Annotated in this window: 17 protein-coding genes and 1 pseudogene; 7 read left to right on the top strand and 11 right to left on the bottom strand. The window is 69.5% G+C overall.

What is annotated here, in order from left to right:
- From BFN33_RS26540 to hemL, 4 genes are all read right to left on the bottom strand, one after another.
- A complete protein-coding gene (locus BFN33_RS26540; protein ID WP_069762686.1) occupies positions 1–609 on the bottom strand; it encodes a TlpA disulfide reductase family protein in 609 nt (202 codons plus the stop codon).
- Positions 610–675: 66 nt separating this feature from the next.
- On the bottom strand, positions 676–1944 hold the full coding sequence (locus BFN33_RS26535; protein ID WP_069762685.1) for a hypothetical protein: 1269 nt from the start codon (positions 1942–1944) through the stop codon (positions 676–678).
- 197 nt (positions 1945–2141) lie between these two features.
- Entirely contained in the window at positions 2142–2831 is a 690-nt protein-coding gene (locus BFN33_RS26530) for a histidine phosphatase family protein (RefSeq protein ID WP_069762684.1), read from the bottom strand.
- Positions 2828–4147 (bottom strand): glutamate-1-semialdehyde 2,1-aminomutase, encoded by a 1320-nt coding sequence (hemL, locus tag BFN33_RS26525; protein WP_069762683.1) that lies wholly within the window; start codon positions 4145–4147, stop codon positions 2828–2830. Before hemL ends, BFN33_RS26530 begins: the two co-directional genes overlap by 4 nt.
- A gap of 304 nt (positions 4148–4451) precedes the next feature.
- Here hemL and BFN33_RS26520 point away from each other — a divergent pair, with 304 nt between their 5' ends.
- Both BFN33_RS26520 and BFN33_RS55600 read left to right on the top strand, forming a co-directional pair.
- On the top strand, positions 4452–5108 hold the full coding sequence (locus tag BFN33_RS26520) for a hypothetical protein (RefSeq protein WP_176742475.1): 657 nt from the start codon (positions 4452–4454) through the stop codon (positions 5106–5108).
- An 85-nt stretch (positions 5109–5193) separates the two neighbouring features.
- Positions 5194–5822: pseudogene (locus BFN33_RS55600) on the top strand (Lrp/AsnC family transcriptional regulator); the annotation flags it as partial.
- A gap of 68 nt (positions 5823–5890) precedes the next feature.
- On the opposite strand, the gene BFN33_RS26510 reads toward BFN33_RS55600, so the two are convergent.
- From BFN33_RS26510 to BFN33_RS26495, 4 genes are read right to left on the bottom strand one after another with little or no spacing between them, the layout of a single operon-like run.
- Positions 5891–7249 carry a GH1 family beta-glucosidase gene (locus BFN33_RS26510; RefSeq protein ID WP_069762681.1) on the bottom strand — a complete coding sequence of 453 codons (1359 nt, stop codon included), beginning with the start codon at positions 7247–7249 and terminating at the stop codon, positions 5891–5893.
- Between the two features lie 20 nt (positions 7250–7269).
- Positions 7270–8109 carry a carbohydrate ABC transporter permease gene (locus tag BFN33_RS26505; RefSeq protein ID WP_069762680.1) on the bottom strand — a complete coding sequence of 280 codons (840 nt, stop codon included), beginning with the start codon at positions 8107–8109 and terminating at the stop codon, positions 7270–7272.
- Between the two features lie 13 nt (positions 8110–8122).
- Positions 8123–9115 carry a carbohydrate ABC transporter permease gene (locus tag BFN33_RS26500; RefSeq protein WP_069762679.1) on the bottom strand — a complete coding sequence of 331 codons (993 nt, stop codon included), beginning with the start codon at positions 9113–9115 and terminating at the stop codon, positions 8123–8125.
- 5 nt (positions 9116–9120) lie between these two features.
- The gene (locus BFN33_RS26495; RefSeq protein ID WP_069762678.1) at positions 9121–10437 is read right to left on the bottom strand and encodes a sugar ABC transporter substrate-binding protein; all 1317 of its coding nucleotides are present in this window, start codon (positions 10435–10437) and stop codon (positions 9121–9123) included.
- A 160-nt stretch (positions 10438–10597) separates the two neighbouring features.
- Here BFN33_RS26495 and BFN33_RS26490 point away from each other — a divergent pair, with 160 nt between their 5' ends.
- On the top strand, positions 10598–11857 hold the full coding sequence (locus tag BFN33_RS26490) for an ROK family transcriptional regulator (RefSeq protein WP_069762901.1): 1260 nt from the start codon (positions 10598–10600) through the stop codon (positions 11855–11857).
- 199 nt (positions 11858–12056) lie between these two features.
- On the opposite strand, the gene BFN33_RS26485 is transcribed toward BFN33_RS26490, so the two are convergent.
- The gene (locus BFN33_RS26485) at positions 12057–12350 is read right to left on the bottom strand and encodes a putative quinol monooxygenase (RefSeq protein ID WP_069762677.1); all 294 of its coding nucleotides are present in this window, start codon (positions 12348–12350) and stop codon (positions 12057–12059) included.
- A 294-nt stretch (positions 12351–12644) separates the two neighbouring features.
- Between BFN33_RS26485 and BFN33_RS26480 the strand changes: the two genes are divergently transcribed.
- The 4 genes from BFN33_RS26480 to BFN33_RS26465 all read left to right on the top strand — a co-directional run bounded on the left by BFN33_RS26480 (position 12645) and on the right by BFN33_RS26465 (position 16835).
- Positions 12645–13661: a sugar ABC transporter substrate-binding protein gene (locus BFN33_RS26480; protein WP_069762676.1), complete on the top strand. Its 1017-nt coding sequence runs from the start codon at positions 12645–12647 to the stop codon at positions 13659–13661.
- Positions 13662–13880: 219 nt separating this feature from the next.
- Complete coding sequence (locus tag BFN33_RS26475; protein ID WP_059205048.1) at positions 13881–14894, top strand: ABC transporter permease; 1014 nt, start codon at positions 13881–13883, stop codon at positions 14892–14894.
- Complete coding sequence (locus BFN33_RS26470; protein ID WP_020120685.1) at positions 14891–15727, top strand: ATP-binding cassette domain-containing protein; 837 nt, start codon at positions 14891–14893, stop codon at positions 15725–15727. Before BFN33_RS26475 ends, BFN33_RS26470 begins: the two co-directional genes overlap by 4 nt.
- 76 nt (positions 15728–15803) lie before the next feature.
- Positions 15804–16835: a LacI family DNA-binding transcriptional regulator gene (locus tag BFN33_RS26465; RefSeq protein WP_069762675.1), complete on the top strand. Its 1032-nt coding sequence runs from the start codon at positions 15804–15806 to the stop codon at positions 16833–16835.
- 4 nt (positions 16836–16839) lie between these two features.
- On the opposite strand, the gene BFN33_RS26460 is transcribed toward BFN33_RS26465, so the two are convergent.
- Together BFN33_RS26460 and BFN33_RS26455 are read right to left on the bottom strand one after the other, a co-directional pair.
- Entirely contained in the window at positions 16840–17886 is a 1047-nt protein-coding gene (locus BFN33_RS26460; protein ID WP_069762674.1) for a CU044_5270 family protein, read from the bottom strand.
- Entirely contained in the window at positions 17883–18521 is a 639-nt protein-coding gene (locus BFN33_RS26455; protein WP_069762673.1) for an RNA polymerase sigma factor, read from the bottom strand. Before BFN33_RS26455 ends, BFN33_RS26460 begins: the two co-directional genes overlap by 4 nt.
- Positions 18522–18656: the final 135 nt, after the last annotated feature.

The raw sequence follows: 18656 nt of genomic DNA, 5'->3' as shown, positions 1-18656 counted from the left end.
TCACTTCTCCGCGAGGACCGGGTTGATCATCTTGCGCAGCTTGCTCTCGCTGAGCGCGGCCAGGGAGCGGGCGGCGATCTTCCCGTCCCGGTCGATGACGAGCGTGGAGGGCACCGCCTGCGGGTTGAGGGTGCCCTTGGAGAAGCGGAGCATCAGCTTGCCCGTCGGGTCGTACAGGCTGGGGAAGGTGATGCCCATGTCCTTCTCGAAAGCGCGGGCGTTCTGGACGCTGGTGTCGCGGGTGTTGACCCCGACGAACTGCACGTCCTTCGCCTTGAGGTCCTTGTAGACGGCCTCGAGGTTGGGTGCCTCGGCCCGGCAGGGGGCGCACCAGGAACCCCACATGTTGAGGACGACGACCTTGCCCTTGTAGTCGGCGACGTCGAGCTGTCCCCCGTCGACGGTCTTGCCGGACAGGTCGGGGGCGGTGCCCCGGTCGCCCTGCTCGGCGGTGGAGATGCCGTCCGCGCCCATGATGAAGTTGGTGTCGCCGCCTCCGCCCGAGGTGCCGCCCGAACTGCAGGCGGACAGGGTCAGCGCTGCGGCTGCGGCACCCGCGCTGAGCAGGGTGGTACGGACTCGGGAGCGGCTACGGCTGGCGGCACTCATGTGAAAAGTTTCGCATGCCCGTTCTGGGGATCTTGCGCACCCCCCTTGCGGGCGGAAACCCGCATTTCAGGCGGCGTTCGACGAGGTCGCCGAGGGGTCCTTGAGGAATCCGTGCCAGCCGCCCACGGGCTCCTGGCCGACGTCGAGCGTACGGAGCTTGGCGAGGATCTCCGGCTTCTGGACGTCCATCCAGTCGACGAACTGCCGGAAGGAGACCAGGCGAATGTCCGCGCCCTTCTCCTTCTCCCGCGCGATGTGGGTGAGGGCCCGCTCGACGGCGTCCATGTAGATGCCGCCGTTCCAGTGCTCGAAGTGGTTGCCGACGAAGAAGGGGGCGCGGTTGGTCTCGTAGGCCCGCTTGAAACCGGAGATGTAGGCGCCGGCGGACTGCTCGCGCCAGGCCGGGTAGTTGTAGGCGGGCGCGTTGGTCGAGTTGATCGACTGGTTGGCGAGCATGTTGTAGTCCATGGACAGGACCTCGAAGCTGTGGCCGGGGAAAGGTATCGCCTGCAGGGGCAGGTCCCAGATGCCGTTCTTCTTCTCGGGCCAGACCTGGGTTCCGCCGGGTGAGGAGGCGTCGTAGCGCCAGCCGAGCTCGCGGGCGGTGGGCAGCAGGTTGTCCTGGCCGAGCAGACAGGGGGTGCGGCCGCCGACGAGTTCCTTCTCGTAGTCGAAGGGCAGGGCGGGCAGGTCGGTCCAGCCGGTGTTGGTGCGCCACTCCTTGACGAAAGCTTTCGCCTGCGCGATCTCCGAGCGCCACTGCGCCGGTGCCCAGTTGCCCACGGTGCCGTAGCCGGAGCAGAAGTGACCGTTGAAGTGCGTGCCTATCTCGTGCCCTTCGAGCCAGGCCCGGCGGACGTTGGTGAGGGTCGCCTTGACGTGCTCGTCAGTGAGGTAGCCGATGTCCGAGGTGCCTCGGGGGTTGTTCGGGGGGTCGTAGAGCCGCTTCTTCGACTCGGGCAGCAGATACAGCCCGGAGAGGAAGAAGGTCATGTGCGCGTCGTGCTTCCTGGCGAGGTCGAGGAAGCGCGGGAAGAGGCCGTTGCCGACCTCGCCGGCGCCGTCCCAGGAGAAGATCACGAACTGCGGCGGGGTCTGACCGGGCTCCAGCGGCACCGGCTTTCCGGGCTGGCGGGGCTGCTTGCCTGTGAAGGAGGTGGAGCCGTCACCGATGGGCCGGGCCGTCGGCGTCGGCGTCGGCGCGTGCGTGGGCTTGGCGCCCGGGGTGTGGGTCACCCCGTCCGAGCCGGTGAGGGTTCCGCACCCCGAGAGCCCCACGGCGGCCGCGGCGCCCGCGCCGAGGCCTATTGCTCCCCTTCGGGTGAGAGACTGCATGCTTCCCCGATTCGTCACGTTCCCTGGTGGTCACCCAGTCAGAGGAGACGAGGAGGGGGAAGGTTCCGGCACTATTTGCGGATTCGGTAACAGAGGGGCTGCGCTGCCGCGCCCTTCAGGGGCGCGGGGAACTGCGCGACCAGCCACGACGAACCCGCAGCTCCCCACGGCCTTCTTGCTCGGCTTCCCGCGGAGCGCTACGCCCCGAACGCCTTGGAGCCACCCTTCACCGGCTTGGCGCCCGCCCGGAGATGAACCGGCACAAGATCGATCGCGGGCTCGCTGTAGCCGACGGAGACGATCCTGTCGCCCTGGTACGTGAAGGACGTGAGCGAGGCGAGCGTGCACTGCCGCTTGCGCGGGTCGTGCCACAGTCGCCGCTTCTCGACGTACGACCGCACGATCCAGATCGGCAGCTGATGACTGACGAGCACGGCCTCATGCCCCCGCGCCCGGTCCCGCGCAGCGTCAAGCGCGCCCTTCATCCGGACGACCTGGTCGACGTACGGCTCGCCCCAGGACGGCTTGAACGGGTTGACGAGGTGCTTCCAGTTCTCCGGGTTCTTCAGCGCCCCGTCGCCCACGCCGAAGGTCTTGCCCTGGAAGACGTTCTCGGCCTCGATGAGCCGCTCGTCGGTCGCGATGTCGAGGCCGTGCGCCTTGGCGATCGGCGTGGCGGTCTCCCGCGCCCGCTCCAGCGGGGAGGCACAGACGTAGGTGACGTCCCGGGCGGCGAGGTGTTCGGCGACCCGGTCGGCCATCTGCCGCCCGAGCTCGGACAGGTGGTACCCGCCGAGACGGCCGTACAGGACCCCGTCGGGGTTGGCGACCTCACCGTGTCGCATGAGGTGGACGACGGTGATGTCGCTGTTGTTCGAGGTGCTCATGCTGCCGTGGCCTCCGCCGCCGCTCGCGCCGCCGCCGGAAGGGCGTCGGCGATCCGCTGAACCGCCTGCTCGTCATGGGCCGTGGACACGAACCACGACTCGAAGGAGGACGGCGGCAGGTAGACGCCGTTCTCCAGAAGGGAGTGGAAGAAGGCGGTGAACCGGAAGGACTCCTGCGTCTTGGCGTCCTCATAGCTGCGCACCGGCCGGTCGGTGAAGAACACCGAGAACATGTTGGAGGCGTTCTGCACGGTGTGCGCGACGCCTTCCTTGCCGAGCGCCTCGGAGACCAGCGAGCGGATCTGCTCGGAGACGGCGTCGATCCTGACGTAGGCGGCGTCGTCGAGCAGCCGCAGCTGGGCGAGGCCGGCGGCGGTGGCGACGGGGTTCCCGGAGAGGGTGCCGGCCTGGTAGACGGGCCCGGCGGGGGCGAGGTGGGCCATGACGTCCTTCCGGCCGCCGAAGGCAGCGGCGGGGAAGCCGCCGCCCATCACCTTGCCGAAGGTCATGAGATCGGGCTTGACCCCGTCGATGCCGTACCAGCCACTGCGGCTGGTCCGGAACCCGGTCATGACCTCGTCGGAGACGTAGAGGGCGCCGTTCTGCGCGCAGGCGTCCTTCAGCCCCTGGTTGAAGCCGGGCAGCGGCGGCACGACGCCCATGTTGCCGGGCGAGGCCTCGGTGATCACACAGGCGATCTCGCCGGGGTGCCGGTGGAAGGCCTCGTGGACGGCTTCGAGGTCGTTGTACGGCAGAACGATCGTGTCGCCGGCCTGGGCACCGGTGACGCCCGGGGTGTCGGGAAGCGCGAAGGTGGCCACACCGCTGCCGGCCGCGGCCAGCAGCGAGTCGACGTGACCGTGGTAACACCCGGCGAACTTGATGACCTTGGTGCGCCGGGTGAAGCCGCGGGCCAGCCGGATCGCGGACATGGTGGCCTCGGTCCCGCTGGAGACGAGCCGCACCTGCTCCAGCGGTTCGACGCGGGCGACCATCTCCTCGGCGAGCGCGACCTCGCCCTCACCGGGGGTGCCGAAGGAGGTGCCCTTCGACACCGCCTCCTGGACGGCGGCGATCACCTCGGGGTGGGAGTGCCCGAGGATCATGGGGCCCCAGGAGCAGACGAGGTCGACGTACTCGCGGCCGTCGGCGTCGGTCAGGTAGGGCCCGGTGCCGGAGGCCATGAAGCGGGGGGTGCCGCCCACGGCACGGAAGGCGCGGACCGGGGAGTTCACGCCGCCGGGTGTGACGGCGGACGCACGGTCGAACAGGGCCTGCGAGACAGGCGCATCGTACGAATAGGGCAATTCACTCATATCCTGCGACTACTCCGACCTTCTCCGGTGTGTTCGGCTTTTCTCGGACTCCATTGCCGGTGACTACCTCAGGGTAGGCCAGGTCTCGAAAGCCCCCGGCCCCCGACGATCTGCGAAACTGGACGCAGATACACACAGCTCACGGGGACGATGGCAGGCAGCCGTTTGTTCAGGGGCTGCGAAGATCCTGCGGACAGGTGTTTCAGCGCACGTTTCGGCGGGCGGCCGTGGGGGAGGTCACTGACACGATGATCGGGTTGCGCGGCGGGGGTCGCGCGTCCTAGAAAAGCAGTCGGGTGGAGATATGCATCGCGGTGGCGGACTGGGCGAGGGGACTGATGACCTGGGTCCTCGACGTGCCCGGCGGGGAAGGCACCGACGCGAGGCGGAGGAAGCGGCCGAGACACGTCAGGGGCGGGGCGCCTCGGGCGCCGCGGGCACCCCGGATGAGTCGGAACGCGACGAGCGACGTATCGAACGTCGGATCGATCCGTTGAGGGCGGGAAGCAGGAATGGTGGTCGGGTGGGGGTGACGTACAAGTACTTCGGCGCGCCCGACGGCGCGACCGCGGCCCGCGTCCCGATCTCGATGCGCCCCGAGGAACTCGGCGGCGACGAGCTCGGCATGAACGGCATGTTCACCAAGATCAAGCCGGAGACCATGGCGGCGATGGTCCTCACCGGCATCGAAGGCGTCCCCCTGCACAAGGTCCCCCCGCTCGAACTGGTCGTCCTGCACCCCGACTACGCGGTGGTCAAACTCCCCATGACGGTCGTGGACCCACTGCGCGGCATAGGCGAGGAAGCGGTCGGCGCGGCGGCGTTCATCTGGTCGACGGTCCCGGACCGGGGCGGCCCGAGGGACGCGTTCAACGTGTACCAACTGCTGCACGAGTGGCAGGACTTCAGCCACCGGCTGCACGAGGCGGGGCATCAGCCGTACTGCCTTGTGTGGCCGTGACCTCGGTTTTCATGGTGTGCGGGCGGGGTTTTTCGGACCCCGTCCTTTTCATGTTCCGGTGAGGCCGTCGGGTGTGCACCGCGACCGGCTGCGTGACCTGCCCCACCTCCAGCTCCTGGCGCAGATCTCCGGCAACTATCCGCTGTACGCCGTCGTGCAGGCCCCCTCCGAGGCGGCCGGCAGCGAGGCGATCGACCGGATGTTCTCCGTGGCCGGGGTCCGCCGCGTCAACGCCCTGCCGGCGCTCAGCGCCCTGCGCCGGGGCATCACCTGGGACCCGCGGTTCCTGTCCGGCACCGAACGCGCCGAGCTGCTGAAGTTCACCGACGCGCAGCCGGAGGCCACGGCGGTCGCGTAACCCCCACCAAGCCCCTGAGCAAGTCCGAACGAACCGTGGTCGGGCTGCTGCTGCGGGACGGCCGGGCCTCCGCCGCGAGCATCGGCCGCGCGGCAGATGCGCGGTGGACCGCCGGGTCCTGGACGAGCAGTGGGTCAGGCCACGCCTGGAGATTGTGTCGGAATGGCTCGGTTTCCGGCTACGCGTCGCCCCCGGTGAGACTGGCCGGCGACATGTCCGTACTCGCCACCGCTCTGGTCACCGACCTCTCTGCCCTGGCCCGGTTCATCCACGACGAGTTGGCGAAGATCCCCGGCATCATCACCGTCGGCGTCGACGTCATGCTCGCGGAGCCGCGCCGCTACGGGCTGGACCGGGTGTCGGGGCCGGAAAAGCCCTGCCCCGCCGCGCCGACGAGGCGTGAGGGGACAGGGGCCGGGCCCGCTCAAGCCGCCTTGCGCCCCCTTTCCGCATGCGCCCGGATGATGTCCGCGTACCGATGCCCCGTGCCCTTGATCGTGCGCCGCTGAGACTCGTAGTCGACGTGGACCAGGCCGAAGCGCTTGTCGTAGCCGTAGGCCCACTCGAAGTTGTCCAGCAGGGACCAGGCGAAGTAGCCGGCCAGGGGGGCGCCCTTGCGGGCGGCGGTGGCGCAGGCGGCCAGGTGGTCGGTCAGGTACTCCTGGCGTTCCGGGTCGTCGATCGTGCCGTCGGGGCGTACGACGTCGGGGTAGGCGGAGCCGTTCTCGGTGACGTAGAGCTTGCGGGCGCCGTACTCGTGCGTGAGGCGGAGCAGGAGGGTCTCGATGCCGTTGGCGTCGATCTCCCAGTCCATGCCGGTGCGGGGCACGCCGGGGCGGGAGACCTGGCGGGCCCGTGGGGCGGGTCCGGTGGGGTCGTCGGCGACGGTGACCGGCATGTAGTAGTTGAGGCCGAGCCAGTCCAGGGGTGCCGCGATCGCCGCCGAGTCGCCCGGCTTCTCGGGGAGTTCGACGCCGTAGACCTCGCGCATGTCCGCCGGGAAGCCGCGGCCGTGGATCGGGTCGAGCCACCAGCGGTTGGTGTGGCCGTCCATGCGGCGGGCGGCGGCGAGGTCTTCCGGGGCATCGGTGGCCGCGTGGATCGTCGAGAGGTTGGTGACGATGCCGACCTGTGCGGACGGGGACGCGGCGCGGATCGCGCGGGTGGCCAGGCCGTGGCCGAGGAGGAGGTGGTAGGAGGCGCGGACGGCGGCCGTGAGGTCGGTCAGGCCGGGGGCCATCTTCCCCTCCAAGTGGCCGATCCAGGCCGAGCACAGGGGTTCGTTGAGCGTGGCCCAGTGGTGCACCCGGTCGCCCAGTCGCCCGGCCACGACCGAGGCGTACGCCGCGAAGTGCTCCGCGGTGTCGCGTGCGGGCCAGCCGCCGCGGTCCTGGAGCACCTGGGGCAGGTCCCAGTGGTAGAGGGTGACGGACGGGGTGATGCCGGCGGCCAGCAGGGCGTCGATCAACTCGTCGTAGAAGTCGAGGCCCTTGGGGTTGACCGGGCCGTCCCCTCCCGGCATCACGCGCGGCCAGGCGATGGACAGCCGGTAGGCGTTGGTGCCGAGCCGGCGCATCAGGTCGATGTCCTCGCGCCAGCGGTGGTAGTGGTCGCAGGCCACGTCGCCGGTGTCGCCGCCCGCGACCTTGCCGGGGGTGTGCGAGAAGGTGTCCCAGATCGACGGCGAACGGCCGTCCTCCGCCACGGCTCCCTCGATCTGGTAGGCCGCCGTGGCCGTGCCCCACAGGAAGTCGTGCGGGAGTGCGGAGAGGTCGATGCTCACGAAAGTCCTTTCACGGTCGGTCACTTGACGGAGCCCGCCGTCAGCCCGGCGACGAGATAGCGCTGGAGCAGCAGGAACCCGGCGACCACGGGGACGCTCACCACCAGCGAGGCGGCCATGATCTGGTTCCAGTACACGTTGTTGAGCGTGGAGTAGCCCTGGAGGCCGACGGCGAGCGTGCGGGTGGCGTCGTTGGTCATCACGGACGCGAAGAGCACCTCGCCCCAGGCGGTCATGAAGGCGTAGACGGCGACCGCGACGATCCCCGGGATCGCGGCCGGCACCACGACCCGGAAGAGCGCGCCGAACGGCCCGCAGCCGTCCACCAGCGCGGCCTCGTCCAGATCGCGCGGCACCGAGTCGAAGTACCCGATCAGCATCCAGATCGAGAACGGCAGGGAGAAGGTCAGATACGTCAGGATCAGCCCGCCCCGCGAGCCGAACAGGGCGATTCCGGTGGCGTTGCCGATGTTGACGTAGATCAGGAAGAGGGGGAGGAGGAAGAGGATCCCGGGAAACATCTGCGTGGACAGCACGGTGACCGTGAAGACGCGCTTGCCGCGGAACTCGTAGCGGCTGACGGCGTACGCGGCGAACACCGCGATCACCACCGAGCAGACGGTCGCCGCGCCCGCCACGATCAGCGAGTTCACGAAGTACCGCGCGAGCGGGATCGTCGACCAGATGTCGATGTACGGCCGGATGGTCAACCGGCTCGGCAGCCAGCGGAACTCACCCGTCACGTCCGCCAGCGGCTTCAGTGAGCTGGAGACCATCACGTAGACCGGCACCAGGACGAAGCCGGTGAGCAGGGTGAGGAAGATCCGCCGGGACCAGAAGAACGAGCGCGGCGGTGCCATGGGCGAGCGGGGGCTAGACATCGGCCGGCTTCCTTCCCCGGGAGGTCAGCAGGAGGTAGACGCCCGTCACCACGAGCAGGAACAGCAGCAGCAGGACGGACATCGCGGAGCCGGTGCCGAAGTTCCACGTCACGAAGGACGCCTGGTAGATGTGGACCGAGATCAGGTCCGCGGCCTGTGGAGCCGACTTGCCGAACAGGACGAACGGCGTGTTGAAGTCGTTGAACGTCCACAGGAACAGCACCAGGATCAGCACCTGGTTGACGGGCCGCAGGGACGGGAGCGTGATCCGCCGGATCTGCTGCCACATCCCGGCGCCGTCCAGGGCCGCCGCCTCATACAGCTCGCCCGGGATGTTCTGCAGTCCGGCCATGACGATGAGGAAGGCGAACGGCCAGCCCTTCCACACCGAGACGGTCAGCAGCGCCCAGAAGCTGTTGTCGCCGATGAGCCAGAAGGACGGCTTGTCGGTCAGGTGGAGCTGGTCGTGCAGGACGTGGTTCACCAGGCCGTTGTCGTGCTGGAACATGAACACCCAGGTGATGACGGCCGCGTAGACCGGCAGGGCGTACGGCACCAGGAACAGGGCGCGCAGCAGGCCCCGGCCGCGGAAGGTGTCCTGCAGATAGACCGCGGCCGCCGTGCCGATCAGCCAGCACAGGCCGACCGACAGCAGGGTGAAGGCCACCGTGACGAGGAACGAGTGCAGCAGCGCCTCGCCGACCGGTGCGTCGAAGTCCACCGACACCCGGTAGTTGTCGAGGCCGGACCAGGGCGCGGTGCCCCAGTCCCGGATGTAGAACTGCGTGAGCTCCTTGAAGCTCATCACGATGCCGATCACCATCGGCACCAGGTGGACCAGGAGTTCGAGGAGCAGGGCCGGCAGCAGGAGCAGATACGGCAGGCCGATGCGGCGGATCCTGCCGGGGCGGCGGCGGGGACCTGGGTGCGCCGCCCCGGAAGGGTTGTGGTGCACGGCGGCCTCCGCGGGCGCGGTGGTGGTCATCGCGCTCACTTCGCCGGCATCTGCTGCTGGGCCTTCTCCAGCGCCGCCTTCACCGACCCGGTGGTGACCGCGCGTCCGGCGGCCGCGTCGGCGAACAGGTCCTTGACGGCGGTCCCTACGGCCGTCTCGAACTGCGACTCGTCGGCGACCTGCGGGAGCGCGGCGGCGCTGGTGGCGAGGGTGTTCTTGAGGACCTCGTTGGGGCCCGAGCTGAACACGCTCTCCGCCTGGACGCTCTTCACCGGCGGGATGGAGCTGTAGGCGGTGTTGAGGATCTTCTGCTCGGCGTCGCCGGTCATGAACTTCACGAACTTCTTGGCGCCGTCGATGTTGTCGGTGTTCTTGAAGACGGCCAGGTTGATGCCCATGACGGCCGAGTTGACCTGGGTTCCGCCGCCCGGGGTGCCGGACTGCACGGGCACCGGCGCGATGCCGTACTTGTCCTCGCTCATACCTTGCGACTTGAGGTTGGAGGACGCGGACTGCCACAGCAGCATGGCCTGGTTGCCCTTGGCGAAGTCGCTCACCGACTGGTTCTGGGCGTACTCGGCGTCGCCGGTCGGTATGACCTTGTCCTTGGCCATGAGGTCGACGTACTGCTTGACCGCCGCCACGACGTTGTCGTTGGTGAAGTCGGGCTTGCCGTCGGGGGTGAAGAAGTCGCCGCCGTGCTGCTTGGCGAAGACGAAGACGTGGTGGATGTTCTCCGACAGGTTCGCGCCCTCCGCGCCGAGCGCGGACTTGCCCTTGGCCTGGATCTTCTTGCCGTCGGCGATCAGTTCGGCCCAGGTGGCCGGGGGCTCGGTGATGCCGGCGTCGGCGAAGATCTCCTTGTTGTAGTAGAGGGCGTAGGCCATCGAGTAGAGCGGGACCGCGGCCGGGTCCTGGCCCTGGGCGCCCGTGGAGCCGAGCGCGGAGTCGACGAAGCGGTCCTTGCCGCCGATCGCGGCGAAGTTCTTGGCGTTCCAGGGCAGCAGCGCGCCGGTGGCCTGGAGGGAGGCGCTCCAGGTGTTGCCGATGTTGAGGACGTCGGGGCCCTGGCCGGAAGTGGTCGCGGTGAGGATCCGGTTGAGCAGGTCGGACCAGGGGACGACCTCGACCTTGACCTTGATCCCGGTCTGCTTCTCGAACTTGTCGAGTTCGGGCTGGAGGACCTTCTTGTCGACCTCGATGCTGGCGCCCTGGTTGGAGGCCCAGTAGGTCAGGGTCTTCGGCGAGTCGTTGGACCCGCCGCTCGTCGACGAGCCGCCGCCGCAGGCGGTCACGAGAGTCATGAGGGAAACGGTGACCGCACCGGCGGCCGCGGCTCGGGTTCTGCGCATGGCTCTGGTGTCCCTTCCAGGGGAGGCCTCCGGGTGCGTTCGCTTCTCGAACACCACCCCGGAGTTAATTTATGGCGTGATTTAAGACGCGAAGGAAAGTCGCGTCAAGGGTCGGCGCGGCGGTATCTTGCAGGTCTGGGCGGCGTCGGAAGGGATCCACATGGCAGGGCACAACGGGCGGACGGTGCGTGACCTGCGACGGGGCAACCGGGCCGCCGTACTGAGACGGCTGTATTTCGACGGGCCGATGAGCCGCTTCGAGTTGGGCCCGGCCACCGGCCTGAGCGGCGGCTCCATCAGCAACGTGGTCGCGGAACTGGTCGAGGACCACCTCGTCGAGGAGGCCGGCACCGTCGAGTCCGACGGCGGCCGCCCCCGCACCCTGCTGCGCGTGGCCCCCTCCGGCGGCCACATGATCGGCGTCGACGTCGGCGAGACCCGCGTCCGCGTCGAGCTCTTCGACCTCACCCTCACCGAACTCGCCCGCACCGAACGGCCGCTGGAGCATCACCGCTACGACGTCGAGGTCGTCGTCGGCCACATCCGGGACGGCATCGCCGAGGTGCTCGCCGACACGGACATCACCCCCGAACAGCTTCTGGGCGTCGGCATCGGAGTCCCCGGCATCGTGGCCCGCACCCCCGGGCAGGGCGCGGTGGTGCACGGCCAGACGATCGGCTGGGACGCCGTCCCGCTCGAGTCCCTGCTGCGTTCGACCTGTGAACTCCCCGACACCGTCCCGTACTTCATCGACAACGGGGCCCGCACGCTCGGCCAGGCCGAGCTGTGGTTCGGCGCCGGCCGGGGCTGCCACAACGCGGTGGTCGTCCTCTTCGGCTCGGGCATCGGCGCCTGTCTGGTCACCGACGAGGTGCAATACGGCCGCCCCCTGGAGTGGGGACATGTGACCGTGCAGGTCAGGGGGCGCCGCTGCCGCTGCGGTGCCCTGGGCTGCCTGGAGGCCTACGCGGGCGCGGGAGCACTCGTCGACCGCTGGCGCGAGGCGGGCGGCCGGCCGCCCCTGGGCGCCGACGAGGAGACCGCGCTGGCCGCGCTGCTCGCCGCCGCCCATCCGGCCCAGGGCGCCGAGGCCGACCCGGTGGCCCTCGCCGTCCTGGAGGAGACCGCCGAGTACGTCGGCGCGGGACTGTCCGACCTGGTCAACCTCTTCCAGCCCGAACGCATCCTGATCGGCGGCTGGGCGGGCCTCCAGCTCGGCACCCGCTTCCTGCCCGCCGTACGCCGGTACGCCGACGCGTACGCCCTGCGCCACCCGGCCGACCGCGTCTCCATCGACCTGGGCAAGCTCGGCCCGGACGCGGTCACGGTCGGCGCGGCGAGCCTGCCCCTCGCCGAGCTCTTCGCCCGGGGCGGCCGGCCTGCCACGCACGGGCGTGACCGCGAGAGCGCGACCGGCTGACCAACCTGACCAACCTGACCAATCTGACCAATCTGACCAACTGACCAGGACTGGATCGCGAGGACGCCACCGAACCGACCCGGTCCGACAACACCGACAACACCGGCGTCACCGGCGTCACCGGCGTCACCGGCGTCACCGGCGTCACCGGCGGATCAACGCCCCGTCCCCGGCGCTGCGGCCCCCCGTCAGGCCACCGTCAGGCCACCGGGTCGAGGAACGTCAGCACGGAGGCGGGCTCCTCGATCAGCGGAGTGAGCGCGGCGTTGAAGGGGCCGCCGTACGGGGCGTTCAGGTGCGCCTGGAAGGCGTCCTCGTCCCGGTACACCTCGAAGATCCAGAAGGCGCGTGGGTGCGCTGCCTTGGTGTAGACGTCGAAGGCGAGATTGCCCTCCTCCGCACGCACCTTGCCGGCGTACTCCACGATCATGCGGGCCACCTCGTCCCGCGCACCCTCACGGGCGGTGAACTCGGCGAGCAGGGTCTTCTTCACGGGTGCGTGTCCTTGTTCGTCGCGGTGACGCCGACCGGATGTCATCGCTGACTTGTGTCATCGATGACATCCGCCTGAATGATGTGCGCAGTGCGGCCGGCCCGTCAACGGTTCGGGCACGAAGCGGGCGGCCAACTCATCGTTGCGGACTTGTGACGAGCGCGGGGCATTGACGTTGCCGGGAGTCGGGGTCATCATCCTCGGCAGTGTCAACGATGACATAAGTCAACGATGACACCTAGGGACGGCATGCTCCGATGCCGCCGCTCGTCCGCAATCCCGCTGGAGTCGTTCATGTCTCGCACCCCTCGAGTGCCTTCCTCCCTGCTCAGAGTCGCCGCGTGCACCTCGGTCGCGGCCCTCGCCCTGACGGCCTGCGGTTCCGGCTCCGGATCGGGCTCCACGAGCTCCGGATCGGGCACGGTGAAGGTCGGGCTCATCACCAAGACCGACACCAACCCGTTCTTCGTGAAGATGAAGGAGGGCGCGGAGAAGGCCGCCAAGAAAGACGGCGTCCAGCTCATGACCGCGGCGGGCAAGTTCGACGGAGACAACGCCGGTCAGGTCACCGCCATCGAGAACATGGTCGCCGCCGGCGTGAAGGGCATCCTGATCACCCCGAGCGACTCCAAGGCGATCGTGCCCGCGATAGCGAAGGCCAAGGCCAAGGGCGTGCTGGTCATCGCCCTGGACACGCCGACCGAGCCGGAGAGCGCGGTCGACGCCCTCTTCGCCACCGACAACCTCAAGGCCGGCGAGCTGATCGGCGAGTACGCCAAGGCCGCGATGAAGGGCAAGACGGCGAAGATCGCCGCCCTCGACCTCGCGCCCGGCGTCTCCGTCGGCGTCCAGCGGCACAACGGGTTCCTCAAGGGCTTCGGCGCCACCGAGAAGGACGTGGCGTGCGCCCAGGACACGGGCGGCGACCAGGCCAAGGGCCAGACGGCGATGGAGAACTGCCTCCAGAAGGAACCCGGCATCAACCTCGTCTACACGATCAACGAGCCGGCCGCCCTGGGCGCGTACACCGCGCTGAAGGCCAAGGGCCGGGAGAAGGACGTACTGATCGTCTCCGTCGACGGCGGCTGCACCGGCACCCAGGCCGTCAAGGACGGCAAGATCGCGGCCACTTCGCAGCAGTACCCGCTGAAGATGGCCGCCGAGGGCGTCAACGCCGTCGTGACGTACGCCAAGGGCGGCAAGAAGGTGTCCGGTTACACCGACACCGGCGTCACCCTGATCACCGACAAGGCCCAGACGGGCGTCACGTCCAAGGACACCGCCTTCGGTCTGGAGAACTGCTGGGGCTGAGTCCGGCTCCAGCGGACGTACGACTTCGCCTCTCCCCCCAGGCCCTGTCGTCACATTCCCGCCTGCCGCGTGCCAGACGTCGTGCGGCCCGCCCTCCGGGCGGACGACGGGAATGTGACGACAGGGCCCAAGCGGGGCGGCCGCCCCCGTACCTCCCCGACCGGGGGACGGCCGCCCCCTTGTCCCACCAGGACTTCTGTCTTCCGACAAGGACTTCGCATGACCGCCACGTCCACGCCTCCGAGCACCTCCTCGCCGTACGCCGAGCTCAAAGCGCCGACCACGGCTCGCAGGCTGCTCACGGCACCGACCACCGGCCCGCTCGTCGCCCTCCTTCTCGCCTGTGTCTTCTTCGCCGTCTCCTCCGACCAGTTCCTCACCGGCGGGAACTTCTCGCTGATCGTGCAGCAGGTCATGGTCGTCGGCACCCTCGCCATCGGCCAGACCCTGATCATCCTCACCGCGGGCATCGACCTGTCGTGCGGCGCGGTGATGGCGTTCGGCAGCATCGTGATCGCCAAGATGGCCGCCGAGGGCTCACTGCCCCCACTGGTCGCCATCGCGCTGGGCCTGGTCGTCTGCGGCGGCTTCGGTCTGGTGAACGGGCTGCTGGTGCAGAAGATCCCGCTGCCGCCGTTCATCGTCACGCTCGGCATGCTCAACGTGGCGTTCGCGCTGACCCACATCTACTCCGAGGAGCAGACGGTCACCAACCTGCCCGGCCCGCTGACGGCTCTGGGGCAGACCTTCCCGATGGGCCACACCGACATCACCTACGGCTCCCTCGTCACCATCGCCCTGTTCCTCCTGCTGGCGTACGCGCTGAGCAGCACCGGCTGGGGCCGGCACGTCTACGCCCTGGGCAACAGCCCGGAAGCCGCGCGGCTGAACGGCATCCGCACCTCCCGGCTGACCATCGGCGTCTACACCGTCGCCGGTCTCCTCTACGGCGTCGCCGCCCTGCTCCTCATCTCCCGTACCGGAGTCGGCGACCCGCAGGCCGGACAGACCGACAACCTCGACAGCATCACCGCCGTGGTCCTCGGCGGCACCAGCCTCTTCGGAGGCCGCGGTTCGGTCCTCGGCACCTTCATCGGCGTCCTGATCGTCGGGGTCTTCCGCAACGGGCTCCAGCTGATGGGCGTCGCCTCGATCTACCAGACCCTGATCACCGGAGTCCTGGTCATCCTCGCGGTGACCGTCGACCAGATCTCCCGGAAGAAGGCCCGATGACCGCCCTCGACTCCCCCACCCCGATCCTTCAGGCCCGCGGTCTCGTCAAGCGCTACGGCCAGGTCACCGCCATCGACGGCGCCGACTTCGACCTGCTGCCCGGCGAGGTGCTCGCCGTGATCGGCGACAACGGCGCCGGAAAGACCAGCCTCATCAAGGCGCTCACCGGTGCGGTGACGCCCGACGCGGGCGAGATCCGTCTCAACGGCGAACCCATCCAGTTCTCCGGACCGCAAAGTGCCCGCGCCCACGGCATCGAGACCGTCTATCAGGACCTGGCCGTGGCCGCCTCGATGGACATCGCCTCGAACGTGTTCCTGGGCCGCGAGCTGCGCCGGCCCGGTGTCCTCGGCAGCGTCTTCCGCATGCTCGACAAGAAGCGGATGCGCCAGGAGGCCGCCGAGCACATGGCCGACCTGAAGATCGGACTGCGCTCGCTGACCCAGTCGGTCGAGACCCTCTCCGGGGGCCAGCGGCAGGCCGTGGCGGTCGCCCGTTCCGTCGCCTGGGCCCGCAGTGTCGTCGTCATGGACGAACCCACCGCCGCGCTCGGCGTCAAGGAGTCCGGACAGGTCCTGGACCTCATCCGGCGGGTCCGGGACAAGGGCATGCCGGTCGTCCTGATCAGCCACAACATGCCGCACGTCTTCGAGATCGCCGACCGGATCCATGTGCACCGGCTGGGCCGGCGGGCCGCCCTGATCAAGCCCTCCGACTACTCCATGGCGGAGGTCGTCGCCATCATGACCGGCGCGCTCACCGTGGACGAGGCCGGCGGTACTGTCGTAGCGGATTCCGAGGCCGCGAAGGCCGCGGGCGTCCAGGCCACCTGACCACAGCACTCGACACTCGACGGCATCCGGCCGAGGCCGCGGCCGGAACCGACGAGCACAGGAGACGGTTTCCTCCATGGCAGCGAACCGCCGCCCGACCCTGGCCGATGTCGCCCGCGAAGTGGGCGTCAGCGCCAAGACAGTCTCCCGCGTTCTCAACGAGGACGGACCCGCGTCGGCCGAGACCAGGGAACAGGTGCTCGCCGCCGTGGCCAAACTCGGCTTCCAGCCGAACCTCATGGCGCGCAACATCCGCGTCGGCGGGCCCGACACCACCATCGGTCTGGTCGTCCCCGACCTCGGCAACCCGTTCTTCGGAGCGGTGGCCCGCAGTATCGAGGACACGGTCCGCGACCGGGGACTGACCCTGCTCATGGGCTCCTCGGCGGACGACCCGGACCGGGAACGCGCCCTGACGGACAAGTTCCTGGCCCGCCGCGTCAGCATCCTGCTGGTCGTGCCGTCCGTCGGCGCCGACCACTCCCACCTCAAGACCCACCGCGCCACGGGGCTGCCCGTCGTGTTCATCGACCGTCCCGGAGCGGGCCTGGCCGCCGACAGCGTCGTCAGCTCCAACCGCACCGGCGCCCACGACGGTGTCGCCCACCTGATCGCCCACGGCCACCGCCGCATCGGCTTCGTCGGCGACCTGCCGGTCAAGCTCTACACCCGCCGTGAGCGCCTCACCGGGTACCGCGACGCCCTTGAGCGGGCCGGCCTTCCGTACGACCGTTCCCTGGTCACCAACGCCCATGACCAGCAAGGCGCTTCGGCCGCGACCTCCCGGCTCCTCGGCCTGGCCGGTCCCCCCACGGCCCTGTTCGCGGGCAACAACATCGTCGCCCTGGGGATAGTGGCCGAACTCGCCCGCAGCCGACGCAAGGACGTCGCCGTCGTCTCCTTCGACGACGTCCCGCTCGCCGAGGCGCTCGAACCGGCCCTGACCGTCGTGGCCCAGGCCCCCGAGGAGATCGGCAGAACGGCGGCGACCACGGCGCTGTCCCGCCTCGACGGCGACCGCAGCCGGGCCCGGACCATCACCGTGCCGACGCGGCTGATCGTGCGCGGCTCGGGTGAGCGGCCCGCCCCGGAGTTGCAGCGGGCCTGACCCGTCAGCCCGCCCGCCCCGGCACCTCCTTCATCTCGTTCACGACCGCCCGCTGCGTGATGGCGATGGTGAACGTCACGGTGCCCTTCTTGAACTCCTCGCTCGGCTCGACCTGCACACTGCGCTCACCGAGGAACGCGTACGTCTTCTTGTCGAAGATCCACTCCGTGCGCTGCCCGCTCTGCTCGTCGAGCCGCGCGATGGCGACTCCGTGGCGCCCCACCGCGTCGACCGCGTCGTCCACCGCGACGACGCCGGGGATCTCACCGGCGGCCTTGTAGAGCGCGGCGGTGAGGTTCGCGGGCGGGTAGCTCTCGGTCAGCAGGTCGCCGATGGCGACGAAGGCTGCCTGGTCGCGGGGGACTTCGGGGTCCCGGTTGGCGTCCGACTCCTGGTAGATCTTCCGCAGCAGGGCCTTGGGGTCGGTGGGCAGCTGGGCGAGCCGGTGGTAGGCCGAGCGGAGCGGGTTCGGTCCGGCCAGGGTGATGCCGTCCTCGCTCGTGTTGCCCGGCTCGATCAGCCAGCCGTTCCTGCCGTCGGGGGACTGCCAGACCTGGCGGGAGTGCAGCTTCTCGCTGACCACCGTGGTCTTGTCGTCGACCGTCTTCGGGTAGGTGCTGGCGACCTTGGACGCGATGTAGAGGAACTGGTCGTCGCGCACGGTGGTTTCGGAGGTGTCGGCGGCGGCCAGGGAGATGTGGTCGAGCAGCCGGTCGGCGCCCCGGGCGTCGGCGGCGCCGATCCGGGTCGTCAGGGCGGGCCCGGTGGCCAGGGAGGTCTTCGCGTCACCGCCGCCGCTCAGGGCGAGGCCGCCCACGACCGCGCCGGCCAGGGCGCAGGCCAGCGCGGGCAGCAGGACCGCCCGGCGCAGGAACGGGTTGCGGCGTACGGGGGCGACAGCGGTGGTACGGAGGTCTTCGCGGATCTGGACCATCATCTGCTCCTTGTGGAACTGGTGGCGGCCCGCCGGCAGATCCCGCTCCACGGAGGGCAGAAGACCCTGGGTCTCCGTCCACTCGGCCGGGTGCGGCTGGGAGGGGCTGGCGTTCATCGGTTTCCTTCCTGTGCGGACCGGATCACGTAGTCGCGATCACCTGTTATCTGCCGGTTCGATGGGATGAGTTCCCGTCTTTTTCGCGCCAGTTCGACCTCGGCGAGCTTGCGCAGCCTGCCGCGCGCCCGGGACAGCCGGGAGCGGACGGTGCCGACGGGGATGCCGAGGGCGCGGGCGGCGTCGGCGTACTCCAGCCCCTCCCACAGACACAGCACCAGGACCTCGCGTTCGGGGCGCTTCAGGGAGCCGAGCGCGGTCAGTGTGGCGGCGATGCGGCGCCGGTCGTCCACCCGCCCGGCGGTCTCCTCGGCATGGTCGGCGACCTCGTCCGCCCCCGCCGCGGCCGCCGCGCCGGCCGCGGCCCGGTAGCGGCGGTTGCTGCGGTAGTGGGACCGGGCGACGTTCGTGGCGATGCCGAGCAACCAGGGCCGCAGCGAGCCCCCTTCGGCCTCGATCGACGTCCGGCGCCGCCAGGCCTCCATGAACGTCGCCGCCATGACGTCCTCGGCGACGGACCAGTCGGCGGTCAGCCGGAAGGCGTGGTTGTACACCGAGCGGGCGCACTGGTCGTAGAGCTCCGCGAAGGTGTCCGGATCCCCGGCCCGTATCCGGGTTCGCATATCTGTGGTCACGCACTCAACTGCCCATACGGATCACCGAGTTCCAGTGATCCACGTCACACTCCATCTAATGTTGTGCACTTTATTGACGACAGTCACGAGACAGCCTAATTTCACGGTGTCCTTCCCCCGCTCCAAGGGAGCCCG

The sequence above is a fragment of the Streptomyces sp. LUP47B genome (assembly GCF_001746295.1).
Lineage (GTDB): Bacteria > Actinomycetota > Actinomycetes > Streptomycetales > Streptomycetaceae > Streptomyces.
This window is presented reverse-complemented; position numbering and strand designations above follow the sequence as displayed.